At 33.6% G+C, this 20,961-nt stretch carries 29 protein-coding genes and 1 tRNA gene; 22 read left to right on the top strand and 8 right to left on the bottom strand.

All coding sequences use genetic code 11. From position 1 onward, the window contains the following. Window positions 1-201: 201 nt before the first annotated feature. Window positions 202-726: a DM13 domain-containing protein gene (locus tag ACW9W4_RS08695; RefSeq protein WP_457762069.1), complete on the bottom strand. Its 525-nt coding sequence runs from the start codon at window positions 724-726 to the stop codon at window positions 202-204. A gap of 144 nt (window positions 727-870) precedes the next feature. Between ACW9W4_RS08695 and ACW9W4_RS08690 the strand changes: the two genes are divergently transcribed. Continuing rightward, window positions 871-1,083: a hypothetical protein gene (locus tag ACW9W4_RS08690; protein ID WP_457762068.1), complete on the top strand. Its 213-nt coding sequence runs from the start codon at window positions 871-873 to the stop codon at window positions 1,081-1,083. A gap of 26 nt (window positions 1,084-1,109) precedes the next feature. On the opposite strand, the gene ACW9W4_RS08685 is transcribed toward ACW9W4_RS08690, so the two are convergent. Continuing rightward, window positions 1,110-1,424 (bottom strand): DNA-binding protein, encoded by a 315-nt coding sequence (locus ACW9W4_RS08685; RefSeq protein ID WP_457762067.1) that lies wholly within the window; start codon window positions 1,422-1,424, stop codon window positions 1,110-1,112. Window positions 1,425-1,544: 120 nt separating this feature from the next. On the opposite strand from ACW9W4_RS08685, the gene ACW9W4_RS08680 reads away from it, so the two are divergent. The 4 genes from ACW9W4_RS08680 (at window position 1,545) to ACW9W4_RS08665 (ending at window position 4,296) form a co-directional block, all read left to right on the top strand. After that, window positions 1,545-1,645 (top strand) — tRNA-Leu (locus ACW9W4_RS08680). Window positions 1,646-1,995: 350 nt separating this feature from the next. Further along, window positions 1,996-2,616 (top strand): hypothetical protein, encoded by a 621-nt coding sequence (locus ACW9W4_RS08675; protein WP_457762075.1) that lies wholly within the window; start codon window positions 1,996-1,998, stop codon window positions 2,614-2,616. Next, on the top strand, window positions 2,616-3,242 hold the full coding sequence (locus ACW9W4_RS08670; RefSeq protein WP_457762066.1) for an HD domain-containing protein: 627 nt from the start codon (window positions 2,616-2,618) through the stop codon (window positions 3,240-3,242). Before ACW9W4_RS08675 ends, ACW9W4_RS08670 begins: the two co-directional genes overlap by 1 nt. A gap of 160 nt (window positions 3,243-3,402) precedes the next feature. Beyond that, complete coding sequence (locus tag ACW9W4_RS08665; RefSeq protein WP_457762065.1) at window positions 3,403-4,296, top strand: transcription initiation factor IIB; 894 nt, start codon at window positions 3,403-3,405, stop codon at window positions 4,294-4,296. Window positions 4,297-4,745: 449 nt separating this feature from the next. Here ACW9W4_RS08665 and ACW9W4_RS08660 read toward each other — a convergent pair whose 3' ends face one another. The 4 genes from ACW9W4_RS08660 to ACW9W4_RS08645 form a co-directional block, all read right to left on the bottom strand. Then, a complete protein-coding gene (locus ACW9W4_RS08660) occupies window positions 4,746-5,690 on the bottom strand; it encodes a zinc metalloprotease HtpX (protein ID WP_457762064.1) in 945 nt (314 codons plus the stop codon). A gap of 74 nt (window positions 5,691-5,764) precedes the next feature. Further along, the gene (locus tag ACW9W4_RS08655; protein WP_457762063.1) at window positions 5,765-6,208 is read right to left on the bottom strand and encodes a universal stress protein; all 444 of its coding nucleotides are present in this window, start codon (window positions 6,206-6,208) and stop codon (window positions 5,765-5,767) included. 229 nt (window positions 6,209-6,437) lie between these two features. Continuing rightward, the gene (locus tag ACW9W4_RS08650; RefSeq protein WP_457762062.1) at window positions 6,438-6,680 is read right to left on the bottom strand and encodes a hypothetical protein; all 243 of its coding nucleotides are present in this window, start codon (window positions 6,678-6,680) and stop codon (window positions 6,438-6,440) included. Window positions 6,681-6,782: 102 nt separating this feature from the next. Next, window positions 6,783-7,028 (bottom strand): hypothetical protein, encoded by a 246-nt coding sequence (locus ACW9W4_RS08645; protein WP_457762061.1) that lies wholly within the window; start codon window positions 7,026-7,028, stop codon window positions 6,783-6,785. A 256-nt stretch (window positions 7,029-7,284) separates the two neighbouring features. Between ACW9W4_RS08645 and ACW9W4_RS08640 the strand changes: the two genes are divergently transcribed. The 11 genes from ACW9W4_RS08640 to ACW9W4_RS08590 all read left to right on the top strand — a co-directional run bounded on the left by ACW9W4_RS08640 (window position 7,285) and on the right by ACW9W4_RS08590 (window position 15,985). Further along, the gene (locus ACW9W4_RS08640; RefSeq protein WP_457762060.1) at window positions 7,285-8,418 is read left to right on the top strand and encodes a hypothetical protein; all 1,134 of its coding nucleotides are present in this window, start codon (window positions 7,285-7,287) and stop codon (window positions 8,416-8,418) included. Window positions 8,419-8,422: 4 nt separating this feature from the next. Next, complete coding sequence (locus tag ACW9W4_RS08635) at window positions 8,423-8,719, top strand: hypothetical protein (RefSeq protein ID WP_457762059.1); 297 nt, start codon at window positions 8,423-8,425, stop codon at window positions 8,717-8,719. After that, window positions 8,709-9,824, top strand: coding sequence for a hypothetical protein (locus ACW9W4_RS08630; protein ID WP_457762058.1), 1,116 nt, complete (start codon window positions 8,709-8,711; stop codon window positions 9,822-9,824). The genes ACW9W4_RS08635 and ACW9W4_RS08630 overlap by 11 nt, the downstream gene beginning before the upstream one ends. Window positions 9,825-9,887: 63 nt before the next feature. After that, entirely contained in the window at window positions 9,888-10,631 is a 744-nt protein-coding gene (locus ACW9W4_RS08625) for a hypothetical protein (RefSeq protein WP_457762057.1), read from the top strand. Next, a complete protein-coding gene (locus ACW9W4_RS08620) occupies window positions 10,621-11,631 on the top strand; it encodes a hypothetical protein (protein WP_457762056.1) in 1,011 nt (336 codons plus the stop codon). Before ACW9W4_RS08625 ends, ACW9W4_RS08620 begins: the two co-directional genes overlap by 11 nt. Window positions 11,632-11,634: 3 nt before the next feature. Then, window positions 11,635-12,180 carry a methane monooxygenase/ammonia monooxygenase subunit B gene (locus ACW9W4_RS08615; protein ID WP_457762055.1) on the top strand — a complete coding sequence of 182 codons (546 nt, stop codon included), beginning with the start codon at window positions 11,635-11,637 and terminating at the stop codon, window positions 12,178-12,180. Continuing rightward, the gene (locus tag ACW9W4_RS08610; protein ID WP_457762054.1) at window positions 12,177-12,353 is read left to right on the top strand and encodes a hypothetical protein; all 177 of its coding nucleotides are present in this window, start codon (window positions 12,177-12,179) and stop codon (window positions 12,351-12,353) included. Before ACW9W4_RS08615 ends, ACW9W4_RS08610 begins: the two co-directional genes overlap by 4 nt. Window positions 12,354-12,412: 59 nt before the next feature. After that, window positions 12,413-13,684 (top strand): hypothetical protein, encoded by a 1,272-nt coding sequence (locus ACW9W4_RS08605; RefSeq protein WP_457762053.1) that lies wholly within the window; start codon window positions 12,413-12,415, stop codon window positions 13,682-13,684. A gap of 24 nt (window positions 13,685-13,708) precedes the next feature. Beyond that, window positions 13,709-14,377, top strand: a complete 669-nt coding sequence (locus ACW9W4_RS08600) for a hypothetical protein (protein ID WP_457762052.1) — start codon at window positions 13,709-13,711, stop codon at window positions 14,375-14,377. 65 nt (window positions 14,378-14,442) lie between these two features. Beyond that, window positions 14,443-15,291: a hypothetical protein gene (locus ACW9W4_RS08595; RefSeq protein WP_457762051.1), complete on the top strand. Its 849-nt coding sequence runs from the start codon at window positions 14,443-14,445 to the stop codon at window positions 15,289-15,291. Then, on the top strand, window positions 15,281-15,985 hold the full coding sequence (locus tag ACW9W4_RS08590; RefSeq protein WP_457762050.1) for a hypothetical protein: 705 nt from the start codon (window positions 15,281-15,283) through the stop codon (window positions 15,983-15,985). Before ACW9W4_RS08595 ends, ACW9W4_RS08590 begins: the two co-directional genes overlap by 11 nt. Window positions 15,986-16,063: 78 nt before the next feature. Here ACW9W4_RS08590 and ACW9W4_RS08585 read toward each other — a convergent pair whose 3' ends face one another. Then, the gene (locus ACW9W4_RS08585) at window positions 16,064-16,216 is read right to left on the bottom strand and encodes a hypothetical protein (protein WP_457762049.1); all 153 of its coding nucleotides are present in this window, start codon (window positions 16,214-16,216) and stop codon (window positions 16,064-16,066) included. Window positions 16,217-16,306: 90 nt separating this feature from the next. Between ACW9W4_RS08585 and ACW9W4_RS08580 the strand changes: the two genes are divergently transcribed. Continuing rightward, window positions 16,307-16,924 carry an ArsR/SmtB family transcription factor gene (locus ACW9W4_RS08580; protein ID WP_457762048.1) on the top strand — a complete coding sequence of 206 codons (618 nt, stop codon included), beginning with the start codon at window positions 16,307-16,309 and terminating at the stop codon, window positions 16,922-16,924. A gap of 3 nt (window positions 16,925-16,927) precedes the next feature. Beyond that, window positions 16,928-17,377: a hypothetical protein gene (locus ACW9W4_RS08575; protein ID WP_457762047.1), complete on the top strand. Its 450-nt coding sequence runs from the start codon at window positions 16,928-16,930 to the stop codon at window positions 17,375-17,377. Between the two features lie 229 nt (window positions 17,378-17,606). Here ACW9W4_RS08575 and ACW9W4_RS08570 read toward each other — a convergent pair whose 3' ends face one another. Next, window positions 17,607-18,152 carry a hypothetical protein gene (locus ACW9W4_RS08570; RefSeq protein WP_457762046.1) on the bottom strand — a complete coding sequence of 182 codons (546 nt, stop codon included), beginning with the start codon at window positions 18,150-18,152 and terminating at the stop codon, window positions 17,607-17,609. A 194-nt stretch (window positions 18,153-18,346) separates the two neighbouring features. On the opposite strand from ACW9W4_RS08570, the gene ACW9W4_RS08565 reads away from it, so the two are divergent. The 4 genes from ACW9W4_RS08565 to ACW9W4_RS08550 all read left to right on the top strand — a co-directional run bounded on the left by ACW9W4_RS08565 (window position 18,347) and on the right by ACW9W4_RS08550 (window position 20,918). Beyond that, on the top strand, window positions 18,347-19,291 hold the full coding sequence (locus ACW9W4_RS08565; protein WP_457762045.1) for a matrixin family metalloprotease: 945 nt from the start codon (window positions 18,347-18,349) through the stop codon (window positions 19,289-19,291). Between the two features lie 247 nt (window positions 19,292-19,538). After that, the gene (locus tag ACW9W4_RS08560; RefSeq protein ID WP_457762044.1) at window positions 19,539-19,952 is read left to right on the top strand and encodes a hypothetical protein; all 414 of its coding nucleotides are present in this window, start codon (window positions 19,539-19,541) and stop codon (window positions 19,950-19,952) included. Beyond that, entirely contained in the window at window positions 19,949-20,110 is a 162-nt protein-coding gene (locus tag ACW9W4_RS08555) for a hypothetical protein (RefSeq protein WP_457762043.1), read from the top strand. Before ACW9W4_RS08560 ends, ACW9W4_RS08555 begins: the two co-directional genes overlap by 4 nt. Before the next feature lie 127 nt (window positions 20,111-20,237). After that, window positions 20,238-20,918, top strand: coding sequence for a hypothetical protein (locus tag ACW9W4_RS08550; RefSeq protein ID WP_457762042.1), 681 nt, complete (start codon window positions 20,238-20,240; stop codon window positions 20,916-20,918). Window positions 20,919-20,961 lie beyond the last annotated feature (43 nt).

Genomic DNA, 20,961 nt, shown 5'->3' with positions numbered 1-20,961 from the left:
GCAAAGAAAAAGACTGCAGCTAAAAAGAGACCAGCAAAGAAAAAGACTGCAGCTAAAAAGAGACCAGCAAAGAAAAAGACTGCAGCTAAAAAGAGACCAGCAAAGAAAAAGACTGCAGCTAAAAAGAAATCTAGACGATAGTCTTTTAATTATTTTCTATAAAGTAAACGCATGATTATTTTGTTATTTTTAAAAAAATTCTTAGGAAGATAATTCTGCACTGCCAAATAAAACACCAAATGCTTTACACCAAATCAGAACTTTGTTGTATTTGCTAAGATCAGTTCCGTCAGGAATTTCATAATTTTGATTTCCTCTGTTTGCTTTTAGATCACCCAAGTTGACAAAGTCTGATGCTTTATCATCTGTGGCCAAGTAGACAAACAAGTCTGGACCATTTGTTGATTCAAAGTTTTCCAGTCTTAGTATGGTGCTTTCATTTTCTAGTGGTATTGTGTACGCATCTCCTTGTGCATCGTGAATTCCATCGCCGACACCGATGAATGTTCCAGCATAAGATATTGAGGGTATTTCAATGGATTCTTCCTCCATAATGGAGTCATCTTTGATCAACATTGCATCCTTATCTTCCATCATTGATTGAGTAATGGCGCCAGCTGGTATTGCCTCATCTACAGTTGATTCTGTAAAGTATGGGTATACCGCAAATACTGTACCCATCCCAACCACTACTATTGCAACAATTGCTAGTATGGATTTATTCATAATTGCATGGTGTGGATTTAGTATATAGGATGTTTTCCAGTTTTTATCCAAATCTTTAGGAATTCAAATTTAATTCATGAGTAAAATTAACTGAAATTATAAGCCTTATACTTTTAATTATCTAATTTTATCTTAATCTGTAGAATGAAGATTATCATAAAAAATGGTGAATCCGTCAAAGAATATCATGATGCTAGTGATGTGTCTGTTCTACCGAAAAGCAAACTAGTTAGAACATTCACTGAGGATGGCTCTCTAATTGAGGAGTTCAAACTTTTAGATAAAAAAATTACATTGGATGATGACCTTGAAAATGATGAAACAGAAATTGTAGTAACTTTAGATGTTACAAAATAAAATAAATTAAAAATCTGATTTATCTCTTAAGGATTGATATCCATCTTACCAAATTTGCCTTTGGTTAAGGATACTTCGCCTTTGAACTCGTTAGTATATCCATTTGTAATGACAACTTTATCTCCAACATTTACTGCTTTGATATCGTCACCCCACAATGTGAGTTTCATTTTGTTTTCTTCAGATTTATCTTCGTTGGCAATTTCTGCATCGCAGACATCTACTGTTCCTCCACTTTTGAGATTAACAGTTCTAGGATCTCCTTTGCTTACTACTTCTGCTTCCACATTAACTCCACTTCGCATTTTTTTTGCGTCTGAAATTGGTATGAATTCTGACATATTTTTGAGTCATTTGCGCACGATTATAAGCTTTGTTAAAAAAATGTCAAAATTACAGATCAATTTTTTAATTTATCCCAAATAGTAATCGAGAAATATTGGTCAATACGCAATCTCATTGCAGAGGTATCGAAGCCCGGTCAACCGAGAGGGACTCAAGATCCTCAAAATAGGAAATCCCTTCTCTTAGGAGTTCGTGGGTTCGAATCCCACCCTCTGCACTAAATTTTAATTAAAATTGATATATTCTGTAAAAATTTGCAATTATGCAACAATAGACTTTACTTTAGTGACTGAATGTGCTGAAATTTCTTTATGTATTTCTGCTATTTCGTCGTCTTTGAAAGAGAGATTGCATCTGAAACATTTCCAAACCATCTCCGACATACACAGGTTAGGCATAAATAACTTATAAAGATATTGCATCATTGATCCAATTTTTTACAATACATGATTATTGTTTCAAAAAACTTGTAATTTTTATAATTTTTTAGATCAGAATTATATTTTTTCATGACTGAGTGCGAATCCAAGGGTTTAGAAATAAAAAAAATACTATATTTTTTGAAAGATCATGGATATTTTTGAAATTTTTGGAGAATTTTCATATTTTGGAATTTTTCTTGTACTAATTGGAGTAAATGCCGCTCCAATCTTAATGCCTCCAAGCTGGATTATTCTAACATCATTTTATCTTCTTGATCCAACATTGAATATAGTAATTCTTGCTATGGTCGGAGCTACAGGGGCTACCATTGGCCGATTTGTTCTTAAACAGATTAGTGTAGTTTTTAGAAGATTTGTTGCAGAAGAGCAAAAATCCAACCTGGATGTAATTGGAAATTATTTGAATAATAAAAGATACGGTTATCTAATTGCATCTTTTCTGTTTGGTGCAACTCCACTTCCTAGCAACATGTTATTCATTGCTTATGGATTAATGCGTGCAAAAAGTTTGGGGATTTATGTGGGATTTTGGTTTGGTAGGGTCATTTCATATATTGTTATGATTTATTTTGGAAATGCCGTTTTAACTCCTTTCTTAGAATTATTTGAAGATCGATTAACAGCTATTTTACTAATTGATGGTGCCGGTATTGGGCTGATTGTTCTTTTTGCATCTATTAATTGGACTCTTTTAATTACGAAAAGAAAAATTAAATTTGTCAAACCAAGAATATGGAGAATCTAATGAACGTTATAGATTCTATAAAAAATGAAGTTAAAGAAATCATGGATAATGATTCTGCTCATGATTTTGATCATGTTATGAGGGTATACAAGAATGCTCAAAAAATATGCAAAAAAGAAAAAGCAAATGAAAAATTGGTTTTATGTGCTACCTTACTTCATGATATTGTTTCATATTCAAAATCTGATAAACGCTCCAAAATGTCCTCTATAGAGAGTGCAAAAAAATCTAAACTTTTACTGAAAAAATATGATTTCTCAAAAGAAGAAATTTTAATTATTTCAGATGCTATTGCTGATCATAGTTTTTCTCAAAACAAAACCCCTTCCACTTTGGAAGGGAAAATTCTTCAGGATGCAGATAGACTAGATGCAATGGGTGCAATAGGCATTGCAAGAGTTTTTGCTACTGGAGGTTCACTGAAACGACCATTTTACAACATCGATGATCCGTTTTGTAAAGCAAGAACTCCTGATGACAAAACTTGGACTGTGGACCATTTCTATCAAAAATTACTGAAACTGGAATCCTTGATGAATACAAAATCAGGTAAGATTGAGGCTAAAAAGAGAACCAAAGTGCTTGAAGAATTTCTAAATCAACTAAAAAAAGAAATTCCTTCCTAACTATTTCACTCTAGACTTGTAACACTAGATTCAAACCCAAATGATGCCATTTAAAATCAAAATTGAGCCTATGAATAATAATGGCAAATGTGTAATTGTGCTGACTCTGAATTAACACAACTATTACTTTCCTTAATACTGCAGTAATCTACTAAATTTTATGTTACAAAAATATCAAGTTCACAATTGCGATGAAAGTAAATTAATCACAGACACAATCAATGGAGAAATTTTTTGTGCAAATTGTGGTACTGTTATAGAAGAAAAAATAGATAACCATAATGAAATTCCGCTTCATAGTTTAGAGGATTTCATGAGTAAGAGTCAAGTTGGCCCAAAGCAATCCCTTTCAATGTTTGATAGAGGAATGTCATCTATTATTGGAAAAGATAAAGATGCTACAGGCAAATCTTTAAGCTCATCTAACAAATCTCGATTTAATCGTCTAAGAATATTAGATAGTAGAAGTAAAACACGAAGATCATCTGAGAGAACACGTGTAAAATCTTTAACTTTTCTAAATGGGTTGAAAGGAAAATTAGGTATCTCTGAGAATACTGTGGAGGCTACATCTTTACTATTTAGAAAGGCACAAAGACATCAATTGATTCGAGGAAGGAGTTCTAATGATTTGATGGCCGCATCTTTGTATGTATCATGTAGACAAACCATGACCCCTAGAAGTCTTGAGGATATTTCTGAGACTGCCAACATTACAAAGAAACATCTGCAAAAATCAGTTAGGATTTTAATTAAAGAATTTGGACTTGTACTACCACAATACAATATCTCTTCATTTCTGACAAAGCTATCAAATGATCTGGGTATTTCTGAAAAAACAAAACGTTATGCTTTGAAGATATTGTCAGATGTTGAAAAATGCGGCTCTGCTGCAGGAAAGAATCCTGTTGGACAGGCTGCTGCATCATTGTATCTAGCATCTATGCTGATGGGGGATAATATTTCACAGAGTCGGTTCTGTAAATTTTCGGGTCTATCCACTGTAACACTACGTAATAGAAAGAACACAATACAAAAATTATTAGAATTATAATTTTGCAAGTAATGATTGGTTTAAAATGAAATCATGCGATTGTTTGTGTCGTTTTAGAGTTTGAAATAGTATTCGCAATAATACTTGTTTTGTATACTTTTTTTAATATCATATGTAGAAATCCGAGTAAATTAATGCCTTTTCTATGGCAGCAAAGAAAAAAGCAGCAGCTAAAACAACAACTAAAAAAGCAGCAGCTAAAACAACAACTAAAAAAGCTTCAAAAAAGAAATAGTATTTTTTAATTTGAGGATTAACAATCCTCTTTTTTTATTTTAAAATTATGAACTTGAGTGTATTCCTGAATTAACTTAATTCAATTCCAATAATTAAACGATGGAAAAAAAAAATCTAACAATCCTTTCAATAGACTTGTCTGATTTTGTTAGATGAATTATTATCTGATTTGACAAACATGGAATTAGATGAAACCTAGAAATAAAATGAGATTAAAATCCTTTCTCAAGTTGATATAATTTTTCAATTCTTTTGAAAGTTAATGGATGTGTCCTGAAAATTTCCCCAAATTTACTAAAACTACTATTTCTTTCCCAATCCATTGCTTTCTTTACTTCTTCTTCTGAAATATTTTGATCTTCATAATATGAAGAAAATTTTGTTACCTCATAACTTGATGAAATCGGATCTACTGCATAAAATGAACGTAAAGTAGAGTTTTTTGCTTGTTGTTTTTGTAAGCTTAATCCATACGTGATCTTTGCTAAAGCATTTGCAAGCGTTGTTGGCTTTACTTGTCTTCCTGCAAAATCATCTGCATAATATTCCCTAAGACGTGAAAAGTAGAGAATCAATAAATTTGTAATAAAATATACTACGAATGCACCAATTCCAATTAGCATTGCAGAACCTCCTTGATTTCGTGTTCTTCCTCCAAACATAGTTGACAATGCAATAAAATATGCAATGGTTGGAATTACTGAAATGACTGTCATTACAACCATGTCGTTGTGTTTTATGTGAGCTATTTCATGAGCAATGACTCCTTTAACTTCATCTTTTGTCAATGTGCTAAGTAATCCTCTAGTTAGAGTCATTGTTGCAGATTTGCTTGTCCTGCCAAAAACAAACGCATTAGGCATACTTGTATTGGCTATTGTAATTTTTGGAATTTTCACTTTATTTTTGATACATATCTCATTAGTTGTTTCCTCAATCCAATGGTACTCTTCTTTGTTTAATGGAGTCATGTTTGTACTCCATCTAACTATTGATGGGCCAATGGCCCATTGAAACAAACCTAAACCTACTGCTAACCCTACTGTAACAAAGATTCCGAGATTAAAATAAAAACTCAAACCTGCAAGTAATGCAAAAAGTAAACCAAAAACTAGAACCATTGTAAGACCCATTGAAACCACAAGTCCCTTGATCATAGTAACCTAAAGTTTGACGTTGAGATATATTTGTTATAAAAAAAGAATACTTTCACTATGCCTGTATAATTTTACTATTCTTTTGTTGTTAAAAGATGACAATGAGATTCATGATGAATTGTGTTTATAATGTCATCATATAGTGTCATTTCTATTGTTGACAATTTGGGATAATCTACAATTAACAGATCAATTTTGTTATCTTTAACATAGTCTATCATCCAATGGGTGATAGAGTCAGTTAAGGCAAATTTAGTTTTAACATTAACTCCTTGGTCTTTTGCAATTTTTTTCCAATTATCTAATTCTGTTTTTAGTTTAGAAATTTGCGCTGCAGCTATTTTTTTGTCTGATTTTGTCTCAAAAAAATACAGTTTTGGCTGTATTTTGTACATGCATTCGATTATTGTTAGATCAGAACCTAATTCTTTTGCTAATTGAAGTCCAATGTTAAATGATTTTTTTGTATGAGTTGGAGTGATTATTCCTACTGCTATATTTTTGAATATTTTTGACATTGTGTGGGATCAGATGTTTACCTTCTATTCCAATATTTAATCATGTGGTTAATGTTAAAATCATCTTTACTTAGAAAGATAAAACCGCCAGAAGAAAAATGAAAATTATTGATTTTTTCCAATTTTAGATACAAAATCTATCCCTGAGATAGGGATTTTAGGTGTAAAATCTCTATTTTACAATAATCAACTAAATCTCAAATCATTGAAAAAAATCTAGAATTATGAATTAAATTAAAAAATTATTTGTTTTCAATTTTATAATTTCAGTAATTATCTCCTGATATGATTCTGTTGGATCTATACTAACTAATAATAAACAATTTTCATTAATTGGGGTACTCATACGTATTATTTTACTATATACAGCCATTGAGAAAATCCCATTCCCTAATTTTGAAATTAATTTTTTACGATCTTCCCATTTTGTAATTATATTACTGATAGATTCTTCTGTTTCAGAATCTGTCAATAACCTCACTAATCCTTTACGCTCTTTTGAAACAAATAATTTTTCATCAATAATCCCTGCAAATCTTATATGATCATTAATTTTTAAAAATTAAGAAATTGACTATTTTATTCTTGTAATCGTACAAAAAGTGTACGATAGTTTGTACGTTAGTGATTTTTTCATGTCTTGACAACACCACTCTTGAATGGTATGCCTGAACAATATCGGAGTTTCTGAATAATCCTGAATGCTTTTTTGAATTGGGTAGATGACATTTGTAACATACAAGCCTGAATATCTCTGAATATGAGATTTGACCGTTTTGTATGCCTGAACAATGTATGTATTCAAAGCATATTCAGGCATACAAAAAAAGAATAGAGTTTTGAATATTCAAAGATTCATTCAAATTCAATATGCTTCTGAATAATTCTGAAATTCAATGAATCAAAACATAAGTGAATGCTAGAAGTATCTGACTAGTTTGACAAAACTCTATAATGGTGCACATATTTTAGAAAAAATGCTTGTAGATACAAAACCTCAGAAGCACTTTTCAATGATACAATAGTCCGTACTTTTGATGGATGTTGTTCTCATTCTCATATCTTGGTTAATACTATTGGTTCCGGGATTTGATGACTCTGTTCCAGTTACTTCTGATAAAGTTTTCAAAATTGAGACTAGTCCTGATATGATTCAGTCGATAACAACACGTTCTGATGAATCTCTGGATTTTTTGGGTTTTGATATTAAATTAAAACAAGACTCTACTGGAATTCTTGATATCAAAATTCCAAAAAACCTGCCAACTCCTGCAAGCTTTACTACTTCGTGGCACCATGGTGAAAATCCAATCATGCTGACAGACGGTACTGAGATTGGTTATGACATAATCCCAAATCCGTGCTATTCTCATTACAAGATACATGTTGAGGGTGAGACAAACTTGGAGATTCTCTATCCCGTCATACTGGCAGGTTCGTGGCAGCTTTACAGTCCAGTACAATTTGATGAAAACCACCAATGCTACAACAATGTGTTTTATGAAAAATTTCCAGATTCTGCTCTAAACCAATTTCAAACTGGCATAATACAATGGGATTCTCGATGTTATTCTACTCATGATGTTGCAACTGTTACTGTGATTGATCAAGACATGAACGCTAATTCCAATGTTCCAGATCAGTTTCAAATTACTGTCTGGTCTGATTGGATGGAAGAAGAAACAGGAGAAAACAAGATTTTACCTGTAAATGTAATTGAGACTGGAAATTCTACTGGTGTTTTTGAGAGCCTTGTATTTCTTGGAAGTGCATATGATGAGACATCCGGACACAGAATTCCAGTTGGAATTGAAAATACTATCTTTGCAAAATATGTGGACTATACAGTATCGTCTTCTAATGAACTAAACATAATGGAGACTACCTCTGCAAAAATTCTTTCACTTGGAGGTTCTTGGGAGAGATGGGAAAAACTTTCATCTCTTTATGACATACCTCTGGTCTATGATCCATGCTTAAAAAAACAAATGGATCTTGTTGGCACTGGAGATGATTTTGCACACCTTGACATATTTTACCCTGCACCTCTCAAACAAATTGAATCTGGATTATATGTTGATGAGATACGATGTAAAGAAGGGCTAACAATGTTGTTGTCTCCTAAGGATTCCAGACCTGTTTGCGTAACTGGAGACACTTTTGACAAACTAATTCAAATGCATTGGAAAGTTTTAGTTTCCAGAGGATAGAAAGATGAAAACTAGATCTTGGATAATTATTGGAATAATGTTGTTAGGATTTGGAATTACATTGCATTTTTATTTTTTAAGTTTAGATATTGCATACTTTGAAACTTACTTAAATTCGTCTAGCTGTAAAATTATTTTATCTCAAATTTTTAATGATTTGAATGAATCTTTAGAAAATAATTGTCCTGTACAATTGCATTTGATTCAATCTGTTTTTGTTAAATTATTTTTGGGATTGGGAGTTATTTTGATTATCGGGCATTCCCTAATGTATTCAGGAGAAAAAGAAAATGAAAACTAGCATATTAATTTCATCAATAATTTTAGTTGTAATCGTGGCATCCATTGGTCTGCTTTTTGCAGACCATACACTTAGAACTTCAGAAAATACAAGCATTCAGAAGATTTTGTTTCCAACTACAATAGACTACAAGATGGCGCCACATAGTCATGTGGACATACAACGAAGTTGTGCAGGCTATTTTGTTCCAGCATTTCAAAACATCACGAATAACCAAGTACAGCAAAGCCAACTATTACAACAAGTAGTCTCTGGAAAAACAGGAGATGGTTTGTCATTTGATGCTACACATACAAGACAGATGCTCCAAGTTTTGGAAAAAATGCCAGACGAATCAGGAAAGGGCCAGTTTGGAATTAACCATGATGGAAAATCATACTATTTGAAATATGAATTTGTACATGAATTACGATCATATGTGGATCATGTAACAGGGTGCTACAGAGACGGGTTGCTCTCCCACTTTAAAGACGAACCAATAGTCAAGGCATTTGAAAGCCAATATGGTAACGATATTTTCAGAACTGCATCAGATGATTCGGTAAGCTTTTCTGATAGAGTAAGGGATGTATATTCTGCAAGGCTGCACATAGTTTTTGATGAAAATTTCAAAGCAGACAAGATTACTGTATTTTGCAATGATTATGAAAAAGAAATCTATTATGAAATCACAGAGTATGATGAAGCTTGGAATCATGTAAATAATTACCATTGCTATGACGACAAGTACCCTTATGCAAAAATCTCCATTAATGAGATTCAAAGCTCGTTTGCAGTAGGGGAAAAAGTAAATGACTTTACGATCAAACTGGAGGGATATTACCCTAGACCTCATGCCCCTGATATCAAATTAGTAAATGAGACAAATCATGTCCTGTGGACAAACTATGATGACATAGGACACGTCACACTCGGACGTATTTCTCCAGTTGATTTTTGCAAGGAATACAAATTCCATGACATTGGAGATCCTGTAATGCTAAACAACACCGGAGAATACAAGTTTGTCTTTTCTTTTGAAAAGTTTTCACTTGAGCACATATTTTTTGTGCGAGAAAACATATCCGGTAATATGGTTGACAAGTCAGGTTTTGGATGCAGTTAGGTTATGATTCAGATACAAAACATCAGAAGCACTTTTCAATGATAGGATGAAATTTCATACATTATGAAGTATTTTCTGATTTTGATTCTAACTGGATTCATTGCAATTACGTCTGTTGATATGGCATTTGGGATATGTGCTGTTCAGAATCCTGACTGGCCAGATGCTCCCTGTCATGACGCAGGAGAGTCTCTTGAAGAAAGAAGACAGGACTGGTCCCATTACTATGATCTAAAAGGCGATGACTGGATGACTGCGATGAAAATACAATTGATGATTGCATTGCGAGATGATGTTCTTAATGAGTGGCTTGATGAACAGGATGATGTGGCACATTGGAATGTGTATACATACTATGATCAGTTTGAAAATTTGGATAAATATGCCGGTGTTTTTTCGCCGTTAAAACAACTAGATTATGGATTCGGATTGGAAAATATAAAATGTAACGAGAATCTGGTTCTTGTCCAAAAATACGATGACTCTCCTGCATGCGTAACGGAACTGACTAAACAAAAACTGATTGAAAGAGAATGGACTAGAAATATTATATTGACACAATCACTGTTTCAAGATATTAAATCAAATATTTTGGGATTAGGTTATAGCATTTGTGAAATACAATTAGATGATGATAAAATTACAATTGACTTACACAAATTTTTCAAAGATTCAGAACCTGAAAAAAAGATAATATCGCAGATACCTTCTGTTGAATATGAAATAGTCTATCATGAAGGCTATTCTGATTATTTTATCAACACTATAACATCACATCAATGTGAAGGATTGGCAAATGAAGACTAGACTTTTGATAATGTTTACAATTGGAATAATTGGATTAACCGGACTATCTTTCCCTTTTGTTTTTGCGTGTGAGTGTGTAGGATCCACTCTTGAGCAAAGAATTGAAAACTCTGATGTGATCTTTTCTGGAAAACTATACCCAAACGTATGGGATTTTTCAGAACACAAAATTGCTGGAAATTTTAATGTGATCCAAGTCTGGAAAGGTGCCGACTCTTTTCCACAAATTGTGACAGGTGATGTTACAGTAGTTACTGGAGTGGATAGCGGAATATGCGGTGTCGAATTTGTTCCAAACAACAAATATCTGATATTTGCAAAAATTGATGGGGATGTTTTGGCAACAAGCAGTTGTTCAGGATCATGGTTTTTGGATGGGCGTGCAGATGATGTAAAGGCATTGAATGCCATGAAAGCAGAACCTGAAGAACCGGAACCTTATGAGGGAATATTTTCATTGCGTGAAAAACAAGTTAGGTACAACATTCCTTATGTCGTGTCAAACGGCATGATTGATGACATGACTCTGTTCTGTGAACATGGCTCGTTGCTGATTGACGTATCTTCTCAAAACGAATCTGATGTAACTCTAGACATTGAACTTCCAAGAAATGTACTTGATCCTAAAACAGATGGCAAGGACAGCCAATTTTTTATTCTGCGTGACGGTGATGAGATAGATTATGACGAGATCCCATATCAGGACTACCGAAAAATCTCTATGTCATTTTCACCTGATACAGATAAAATCGAAATCATTCATGCGTTCATACCTGAGTTGAAACCCGCTATGTGTAAAGTTGTAGACAGTCCGCCACACTCTTCAATACTGCCTCCTCTAAAGCAATTCAAATTCGGCATCCCTACAGATGAGATACTATGTAAAGATGGACTAACAATGTTGCTATCTCCTAAGGATTCCAGACCTGTCTGCGTAACTGGAGATACTGCTAGCAAACTAATTCCAAGACATTGGGGAATTTTAGTTTCAAGAGGATAGAAAATGAAAACTAGATTATTGATAATTATGGCAATTACAATCTCGATACTGTTTATGATTTCCAATGCGCATGCGCATGAAGTATTCTATCCCGCAACTACTTTTGTCAGGATAACTGATGAAACATTTGACAAATCACATATGCAGACAGGTGAGACTCTCACTATTGAAGGCAAGATTACAAGTAACGTGGACAAAGATATTCCAGCATGGATGTCTATTTTTTCTGAATCCTCTTATGCAGACAACAGGTGGGAAATATTGGCAAGGGATCCTCCTACAACTGTTTTTGATGTCGTGGGTGGCTCGTCTGTAGACTATTCCATAACTGTAAAAGCACTATATCCTGGTACATATCACATACACTCTCAGTTTAATCTGGACAAAATAGGGCCTCAATTAGGTCCTGGTCAAATGATAGTTGTTACCGGAGAACCAATTGACAAACCATCTGCATTTACAAATACTGCATACGAATTGATTCTGCTTGGCATTGGATGTGCGGTTGCAATTAGTATTGTGTATTGTTTTTGGAGAAAAATAAAATGAAGACTATTAGTGATAAATGCAAATGCGGTCATGGTATGACTTTACATCATCTGAAAATGGAATCAAAGAAAGGATTTGAATATTATTCATCAAACGACAAAAGAGTAAATTGTAGACAATGTGACTGTATAGAATACGTTCCAATAAAAAGAAAATGGGAGTTTTGGAAATAAAAACTAGATGTAAAACATCAGAAGACTTTTTCAATGACTGATCTTTCTTTTCATATGGTATGAAATATTTTGCAATATTTTTGATATTTGGTTTGTTGATTGCTGGTAGCATTGCGTTTGCACAGTCACAGAAAACCGAACAATACGTGCCATACACTGAAAACGAAAATGTAGAGTTTACTGAGAGTGGGAAAATTAATTATGATTTGCTTATTGCAAAAATAATGCCAGAAATATTTGAAAAAAAAATTCATGATGTTGGAATTGACGTAAGCAAGGAAGATATTGTACTTAACAGGGGATTCCAAATTCTGATTTATGAGCCACATAGCTATAACTGCGGCTTTGCAGTAAACCAAGAAAAGACCAAAGCATATTGGCTAGAGGCTGCAATTAACAGCACACACATACAGTATGCCAATATCTATGATGAGATTCCAAGAGAAGAAACATCTGTTGGTTTTTTTGGAGACTGTTTTGCGTTAATTGAATCTCAAGCTGCAGAGGTTTTACTAGATGAAAAATCCTTTTTTACTGATTTTGAGGAAAAACGTGCAGCTGCTATAGTCAAACATCACATAAGAGGAAATGACAATCTCAACAAGTATCAAGTCACTGTTGGCAAATTCAATTATGACTATGGCAATGAAAACAACATTTCGATTTGTGGAGAATTTGTAGGAAAAAATATTGGTTCTTCGTATTATCTGGCAGTATTGTATGAGACTGGAGAACTGCATTTTTCACTGGAGCAAAAACTATCTTCTCTTTGCGCAATCGAAGAAGATTCTACTCTTTATGATATCTTGTTTCAAGACTCTCCAAAAAATAAATTATTGCAGAGCTGGAAAAACTTTCGACATGAGCCTGTTTATCTGGAATCTGAATCTGCTGAAAGTCTTTTGGAGCGAAACTATCTTTTTGTAGATCACATCAAAGGACGCATCTTGTATTATTCGTCACACTTGGAGCTTGATTCAGTTGACTATCAACCAGAAAATAGTATCACTGTTCTAGGTTTTCCATCTGCTGAAAATGACAGATATGTGAAAATTAGACTAAATGATGATGGGGTCAATTATTACATGCCTTATGGAACCAAAGAATGGCAAATTGGAAAATTAATTGGCGTTTCTATCCAAGTTGACGACAAAGAAACAAACTATTCTACGTCTCATTATGTAAAATCCCCTGATGCCCCATATCCGACATACTTTACAGATTATGTTTTCATGGTTCCTGCAGGAGCATCTGCAATCTCAGTTCATCTTGATATTGAAAACTATGATTTCGATCCAGAAAAAGCTGACAAATCATGGGATGATTATTAATCATATCTAATTGAGAATAAGAAAATGAAAACTAGACTTTTGATAATTGTCGGAATGATTGTACTTCCCATGGTTTTTCCACAGGGATTCGCACAATGCCTATACAATGATGACTGGCCTGATGCTCCGTGCTTTGATATGGGTCCTGCAAGTCATCAGAAATTTCATGATGCATGGGCTCCGTACTATGAATACAAAGGTACAGAATGGATGGAATCAAAAAAAGTTGAAATGAATCAGGCACTAGATAATGGAATCATAGAAGAATGGGTCGAGGAAATAGAAAATTATAATGTCTATCGATATTATTTATCGCGAAATGAAATTCAAAGCAGTCTTCCTTATGATAGTCATTTTGTAAGGCTTGATCCTGATTTTACGACTCGTGCCTCTTTATCTGATGAAGATGTTTGTGGACCTAATGCTGTATTGGTAGATGGAATATGTACTCCTGATTGCAGGGAAGGAACTCGCTATGTAGATGGAGTTTGTTATGTTGATCTAGATCGTGACAATTCATCATATTTGGCAATACTCTTATTTTCTATGATTCCTGTTTGGTTTATTTTGTCAGGTGTGTATTTGATGTTTGGTAAAAGGCAGAAAAAACTAATTGTATCTGGCCTGGCGGTGATTGGGGTTGTTTGGATTTTGGGAATATACACAAACACCTTATCTGTATCATTTGGTTAGAGCATGAAGACTATGTGCAAAACATCAGAAGCCCTTTTCAATGATATGTTAGGATTTCATACAGTATGAAGTATTTTGTGATTTTTCTTGTAATATCATGCGTCATACTTGGGTTGGCAACTCCGGCACATACCGAAGAACAAAAACAATTTCATGAAGGATCTGTTGAATGGATAGGCAGTTGTTTCATGGTCGGCTCTGATGCTGTTCTTCAAGTAACTGATCCTGACATGAATCGTAACTCTGAACTTGTCGAGGAGATTAATGTAACGATGTGGTCTGATAATGACTACAGAAATGTAGAGTATGTTTTAACTGAAACCGAAAAGGATACGGGCATATTTGATGCCAATGTATTTTTTACTACAACGGACTCTAGTCCAGGCAAACGACTTCGTATAGTGGATGGCAGTACTATTTATGCAAAGTATGTTGATTACACATCTTTAGAATCCTATCGGGCAATTGACATAATTAATTCAGTTGTTACTGGACTATCGGTACTGGAAAGAAATACTAATGGCAGTATATCAAAAATCATCTATGATCAGTGTGCATTGGAGATTTTGATGCAAAACCCTGACATGTTTGAACAGATTGATGTTTTTTACCCTCCTCCACTAAAGCAGTTCAAGTCAGGTATTCCAATTTATAAAACAGAATGCAAAGAAACTTTACTTTTAATAAAAAAGCAAGACGGAACTCCAGTATGCGTAACTCCTGAAACTAGGGAGGAACTGATTGAAAGGGGATGGGCAAAAAATGATAACCATATGTTGCAAAAAGTTTTAGATCTTTGTGGTTGTCAGGAATCAGGAGGCCCATGCATTAACCCTATTATCCAATGGCAAAATGAAACCCATCATATTGACAGTATGGATTGTACATGGATGGAGTTTGAAAATGAAGACTAGATTTTTGATAATATTTGCAATTGGAATAATTGGATTTGTAGGAGTTTCTTTTGCAGAAAATAATTCTCAGCATAATTTGTTAGAGCACACTACTACAGATTCCCCACTAAAACAATTTAGTTTGGGAATTCCAATATTTGAAATCCAATGCAAAGAAAACCTAGTTCTTGTCCTAAAGCATGATGGAACACCTGCATGTGTAACAGAATCAACCAAACAGAAACTGGTTGAGCGAGGGTGGGCTAAAACTAGTAGCATTCAAATTCGAAAACCTGTTTCTGCATCGGCGTTACCAGATCCTATGTCTATTATGATAAATGACAATGACACACCACTTACAATTCCAATCAAAGTTGGGGAAACAAAGGAGATTAATGTTTTGTTAAAACCAAAAATTCCGATAATGTCTTCAACTATTGATGTTGAAAGTTATTTTGGCTCTGCAGGTAAATGTGATGACATTGACACAGATTCCTATTGTCCTGGACGAGGAATTGAAATGTATCTATCAGACACATTAGTCACATCACAAAAGGAACTACTATTGACAATTACCATTCCTGACAACATGACTGGTGGAACATATTCCTACCAAATCAATACTGATACCCTCTTTGAATCTACAGATCATAATGAATTAAGAACTGTAGGAAAGTCACTTCGGTTTGATCTCAAGGTGGAAAATGAAAACTAGGCTTTTGAATGTCAATCCGATAAGACCTGTTCCTTTGTAGGTGCATTTTTAGGGCAACTTTTTTGGGTTGAAAATAATTTAGAGGAGACTTGCCAATACAAATCCGCCAATACCTATTGCAACACTTGCAATGCCGATTGCACATGTTGTTTTTTCACAACCACATGGCTTTGCATCTGACTGCTCTGTATCGTCTCTGAATGTATTTTGTTCTTTTATGGTTTGACTCATAGTTATATTTGCAATATTTTCTAAATAAGACTTTGCTACAATCAGGATTGAACCAAAAGTTATAAGCAAAACAGACTAACCCAGAGATTCATGGGAACAAATAATGAGAAAGCAAACACACAAAGCTCTGTAGAGTATGAAAAAGATGCTATCCAGATTTTCCCAACAGATGATGACCGACTAAAATTACTAGGCGAGGTTTTCAGCAATGAGTCAAGCAGGAAAATTCTGATGCTGCTCTCAGAAAAAGAATTTACTATAATGGATATTTCAAAAGATTCAGGCCTCTCCCCTAATCTAATAATCCATCATCTTAAGAAAATGGTTGACACTGAAATTGTCACAATAACAAAAGAGTCTACAAACAGTCGCGGCCGTCCATTGAGGTTCTATCGTGCAAAGCCTGCAATAGTTATTCTATCAAAAGATGCAGCAAATCATGCCAACACTAGCAAGTCATTGAAAAAGACACTAGGCAAAATTACTAGATTTGCCTCTATTGGGTTAGCAGGTGTATTTACGTGGATTCTTGCATACTCTCCTCATGATCCTCTAGAGTCTGCAGCTAAATACCCACGACCAATATTGCCTCCATACATGACTTCAATAGAACCACAAGTGCAATCTGGAGAGTTTGTATTTGCAATAGTTATAACTGCAAGCGTTGTGGTTGCAGGACTTATGATCAATCGTATGGTTAAGAGATAGAAAATGAGAAATCATACGTTACTGTTTAAAGTTTCAATAATTACTGCAGGGATTCTTGTACCCTCTTCTGTTATTTTTTCTTATTTTCCATATTTTGGATTATGGGATGAGTCTAAAATATTTGCAAATTTCAATGAAATTGAAATAATTTCAAAGGCAAATCAATTAGAAGAAACCCAACTGTTCTTAGAAAAATATCCTGATGCCCAAACTGAAATCTTGTGGGAAAGAGGACATATTTTGTATGTCCAAGAACAGGATATTAAAACAGAATACGGTGATGAAAAAAGAAAACTAGACATGCAGATAAAATTTGATGCGTTTGGTATTCCTTCTCCATATATCATTGGATGTTCTGGGGAGAATGTTTCTGTTGGAGGGTTTGCAGATGTCTTGAAGAAACTAGAATCTGGTTGGTGCCTTGATGGCAAAATAATATCTGTTAAGGACTAGAATTCCATTTTAATCGGATCGCTGAAATAAACAAGCTCGCAAAACCAACTTATTTAATTCAAAATGATAGCATTAACTAATTTCACAAAACTTACCTCTGGTAAATTCAAAAAACGTGGACTATTTTTAAAGAATTAAAGTGTGATTTTATACTTTGAAAATAATTTGAATGCATTAATCGTACATTTTACGATGTTTTAAAATATCATTACATATTTCACGATAATTTTCAAAGTTTGACATTTTTAACCTCCTGTATTCTATTAATTTCAAAAGAAATGTGGTTTGTGTTAGAATCGATATTGGTTAATGAAATTTTTAATTCATTTAGAATTTTTTCTACTAGTGAATTTAGGAATACTGAAAAATTATGCCCTAATTCATGTTTGATGATGTATCTGTCAAATCCTGAATTAGATATGTGTCTATAACTGATATTGGATGTATCAAGCCACATATCAAAAACGCTTAAAAAATTATCAATTGTGAATTCTCCTTTGGAAAACAATATTGCATCTTTCATAGATATCATTGGATTCATTTTACATATTTCATCTAGTTTAACGGGTTCTATACTATTTAGTAAAACCGTTAGTGTTTTTTTGTTTATACTTACACTATCTATTTCACGAGAAAATCTATCCCATCTGATATGTCTAGAGATAATTTTATCAACCAGTGCATTTAATGTAATTCCTGTTAAATCCCCTTCTATTTCAAGAGCCTTTTTTTCATCATCATTAATTCGAATGGATACTACGGATGTTTTTTTCAAACAAATAACTCGTGTAAAATGATATCCACACACACATAGTGCTGTTCTAGGATTTATACCGTGTCAATTTTCTCTATTATCATCTCATGATTTGAGATTATTAGGCGTGCTTATGTAATATAAAATAGTTACACGTTTACAAACGATCACATTATGATCATTCCAGTTAACTTATAATCATACTATGTTATGGTATGAGCCTAATAGATAGCTACACTATCTTTGAATTAGATAAAAAAATTGAGTATCTTTTACAAGAAAAGTCATGTGTTTTAGAAGATGAACTTAGAATGACTAATGAAGTTCTTGAAAAAATCAAATTAAGTTGCCAAACATACTATGAATCAAATCTACAAGTTAAAAATCAAAAAAGTATCAAAATACCAAAAAAACACAAACCTGTTGCATTTCTTAGCATGGGCATTGTTATTCCTGTGTTGTTGCTGGTGATATTTTCAAGTAATTCCATTGATGCAACGAATGGCGATGTCCTTACAGGTGGTTATCTTGTCCAAAATCTAAGGGGAGACACAATAGATACTTGGAGTTATTGGGATATTCCATCTAACCGACCTTTGTATGTCAGTATCATTGGTTCTGATTTGATCAGTGAAGAGTATTATCTAGAATTAAAAAATGCCATTTTCTCTGAAGAAAAAATTAATATCGATAATTCACTATTGCAAAAAGGTCCTAAAGGCACTTCATCCATAAACTATCTCGGATGGAGTGGTGCACTAAAAAGCATTACAGATGAAACAATCCACCCAATACCATCTGTTTTTGAAATTCTCTCTCCAGATAAATCCAAAACATCAGGGGACATTATAATCACATTAACTACTAAGAGGAGCCCTAATGGCGTAACTGGATTTACAACTGCATTATTAGAAGAGAATCGAATTCTAAAATCACATATTACTATTTACGGTGTAGATCAATTATCAAAAAGTCAACTATCTACCATAATGAGACATGAATTTGGGCACGCAGTTGGATTGGCACATTCTACTGCCCCTGAAGATTTGATGTATCCTACCATTACTACCTCAATACCCCTCATTTCTGAATGTGATGTTGATGGAATTATTTCATTGTACGGTGGTAGTAAACAAAGTGAGGTTGTCTGTGAGATATGACCAAAAAAATATGTCGTTGTTGTAATGTCTTATTTGAGTTAACATCAGGTGATGTTTTCTATGATAATTATTTTTTTCATAAAAAATGTGATCCACAACCAAGCATCCAATGCCTAGGAATTGAAAATAATGTGGAGATGTCTTAATGTCTAAAATTTATGAGTATCCAACTTTTGAGGAAATACATCAAAGGCATCAAGCTAGACAAAAAGAATTTCTTAGACGCATGCAGGAATCGGTGGACTAGATGGCACTTGAAGAAAAATATTCTAAAACATTTCAATCTGAATGCGATTCACTTTCACAAGCCATTCTTGGAAGTTTGCAAAAATTATCTAAAAATCCCAAAGACCCGAAAGAAATTTGCAATTTAATTCAATCAGCAGACACAGTTATGGGTAATGCACGTTTTCTCCAAAATAAAAAATTAGAACAAAATGCTACAAGTATAATTAAATCATTTAGAGGTGTATCAGATGTCCGAAAGAAGATTGAAGAATTTGGAATTGCAGTTGAACAGTTTGGTTCATTAGTTGGGAGTAAGGGGGCTTGCCCCAAAGGCTATGTGTTAGTTAATGGAAAATGTGTTTCAGACAATGCATCTTACATTAAGAATCATACTAAACAAAGAAGTTACAAAGATGGGACATGTTTGCAATGAAACTATCTTGTTTGTATTGTTGTAAATCTTTTGAAGGCAAATCTACTGTTTTTTGCTCTCAAAATTGTAGATATTCCCATATTGCAGCTATTGATAGACGTGTACGGGAAGCAGTGAAAAATGATCCTAGTCACATGAATTATCTTAGTAGAAACTAGATAAATCTCCAATTTTATTTTCCTATTTTCAAATCTACTGGGAAGTTCATCAATTATATTTACAAATTTCTCTTTTAGCCTTGAAATTCTATGATCATTTAAATGAAATTTTAAATTTCAATTATTTGTGAAATTAATTCTTTTTGCACTAATTCCATTAATTCTGTCAATAGGAATAATCTCTGTATCTGCTACAGACTCTGAAATTCCTCAATGGATTAAAAATAATGCAAAGTGGTGGTCTGAAGGTTCAATCAGCGAAGCCGATTACATTACATCCCTAGAATATCTAATAAGTAATGGAATAATCCAAATCCCTATTCCAATTACTGAAGTAACAGCTGCTCAAACTTCATTAACTGAAGAAGAACGCGCTCAATCATTTAAAGTAACGATTTCAGATATTGTTGCACCAATCTCTGTTTCATATTTTGAGAAATTTGAAATTGCAACATCTCAAGTTGGTACAGGAGATGATCCACGTGGAAGAATGTATGAATTTCGAGATGTCAATCCAAAATTCTTTCTAGAATCATTGCCAAGTACAGACAAAAAACAATTCTATAAATTTATTGGGGATTGGATGGATAAAGGAGATCTTCTAAACGAATTTGATGTAGATGTTGAGGTACTAGATGGAACAGGATCTACAATTCAGACTTGGGAGTTTAACAGTTGTGAGATTACTAGCTATGGAACATATCTGCAAGATACTGTTTTCGTATACCAATTTTCAGGAGTTCAAGATTCTGAAATTAGAGATAGAACTCACTTTAGTTGTGTTGGAGTTCATCTGAGAGTTTCTTAGTAACTAATTTTATTCTATTTTAGCCATATTTTCAATGCTATTA

The organism is Candidatus Nitrosopumilus sp. bin_7KS (assembly GCF_054095835.1).
This window is presented reverse-complemented; position numbering and strand designations above follow the sequence as displayed.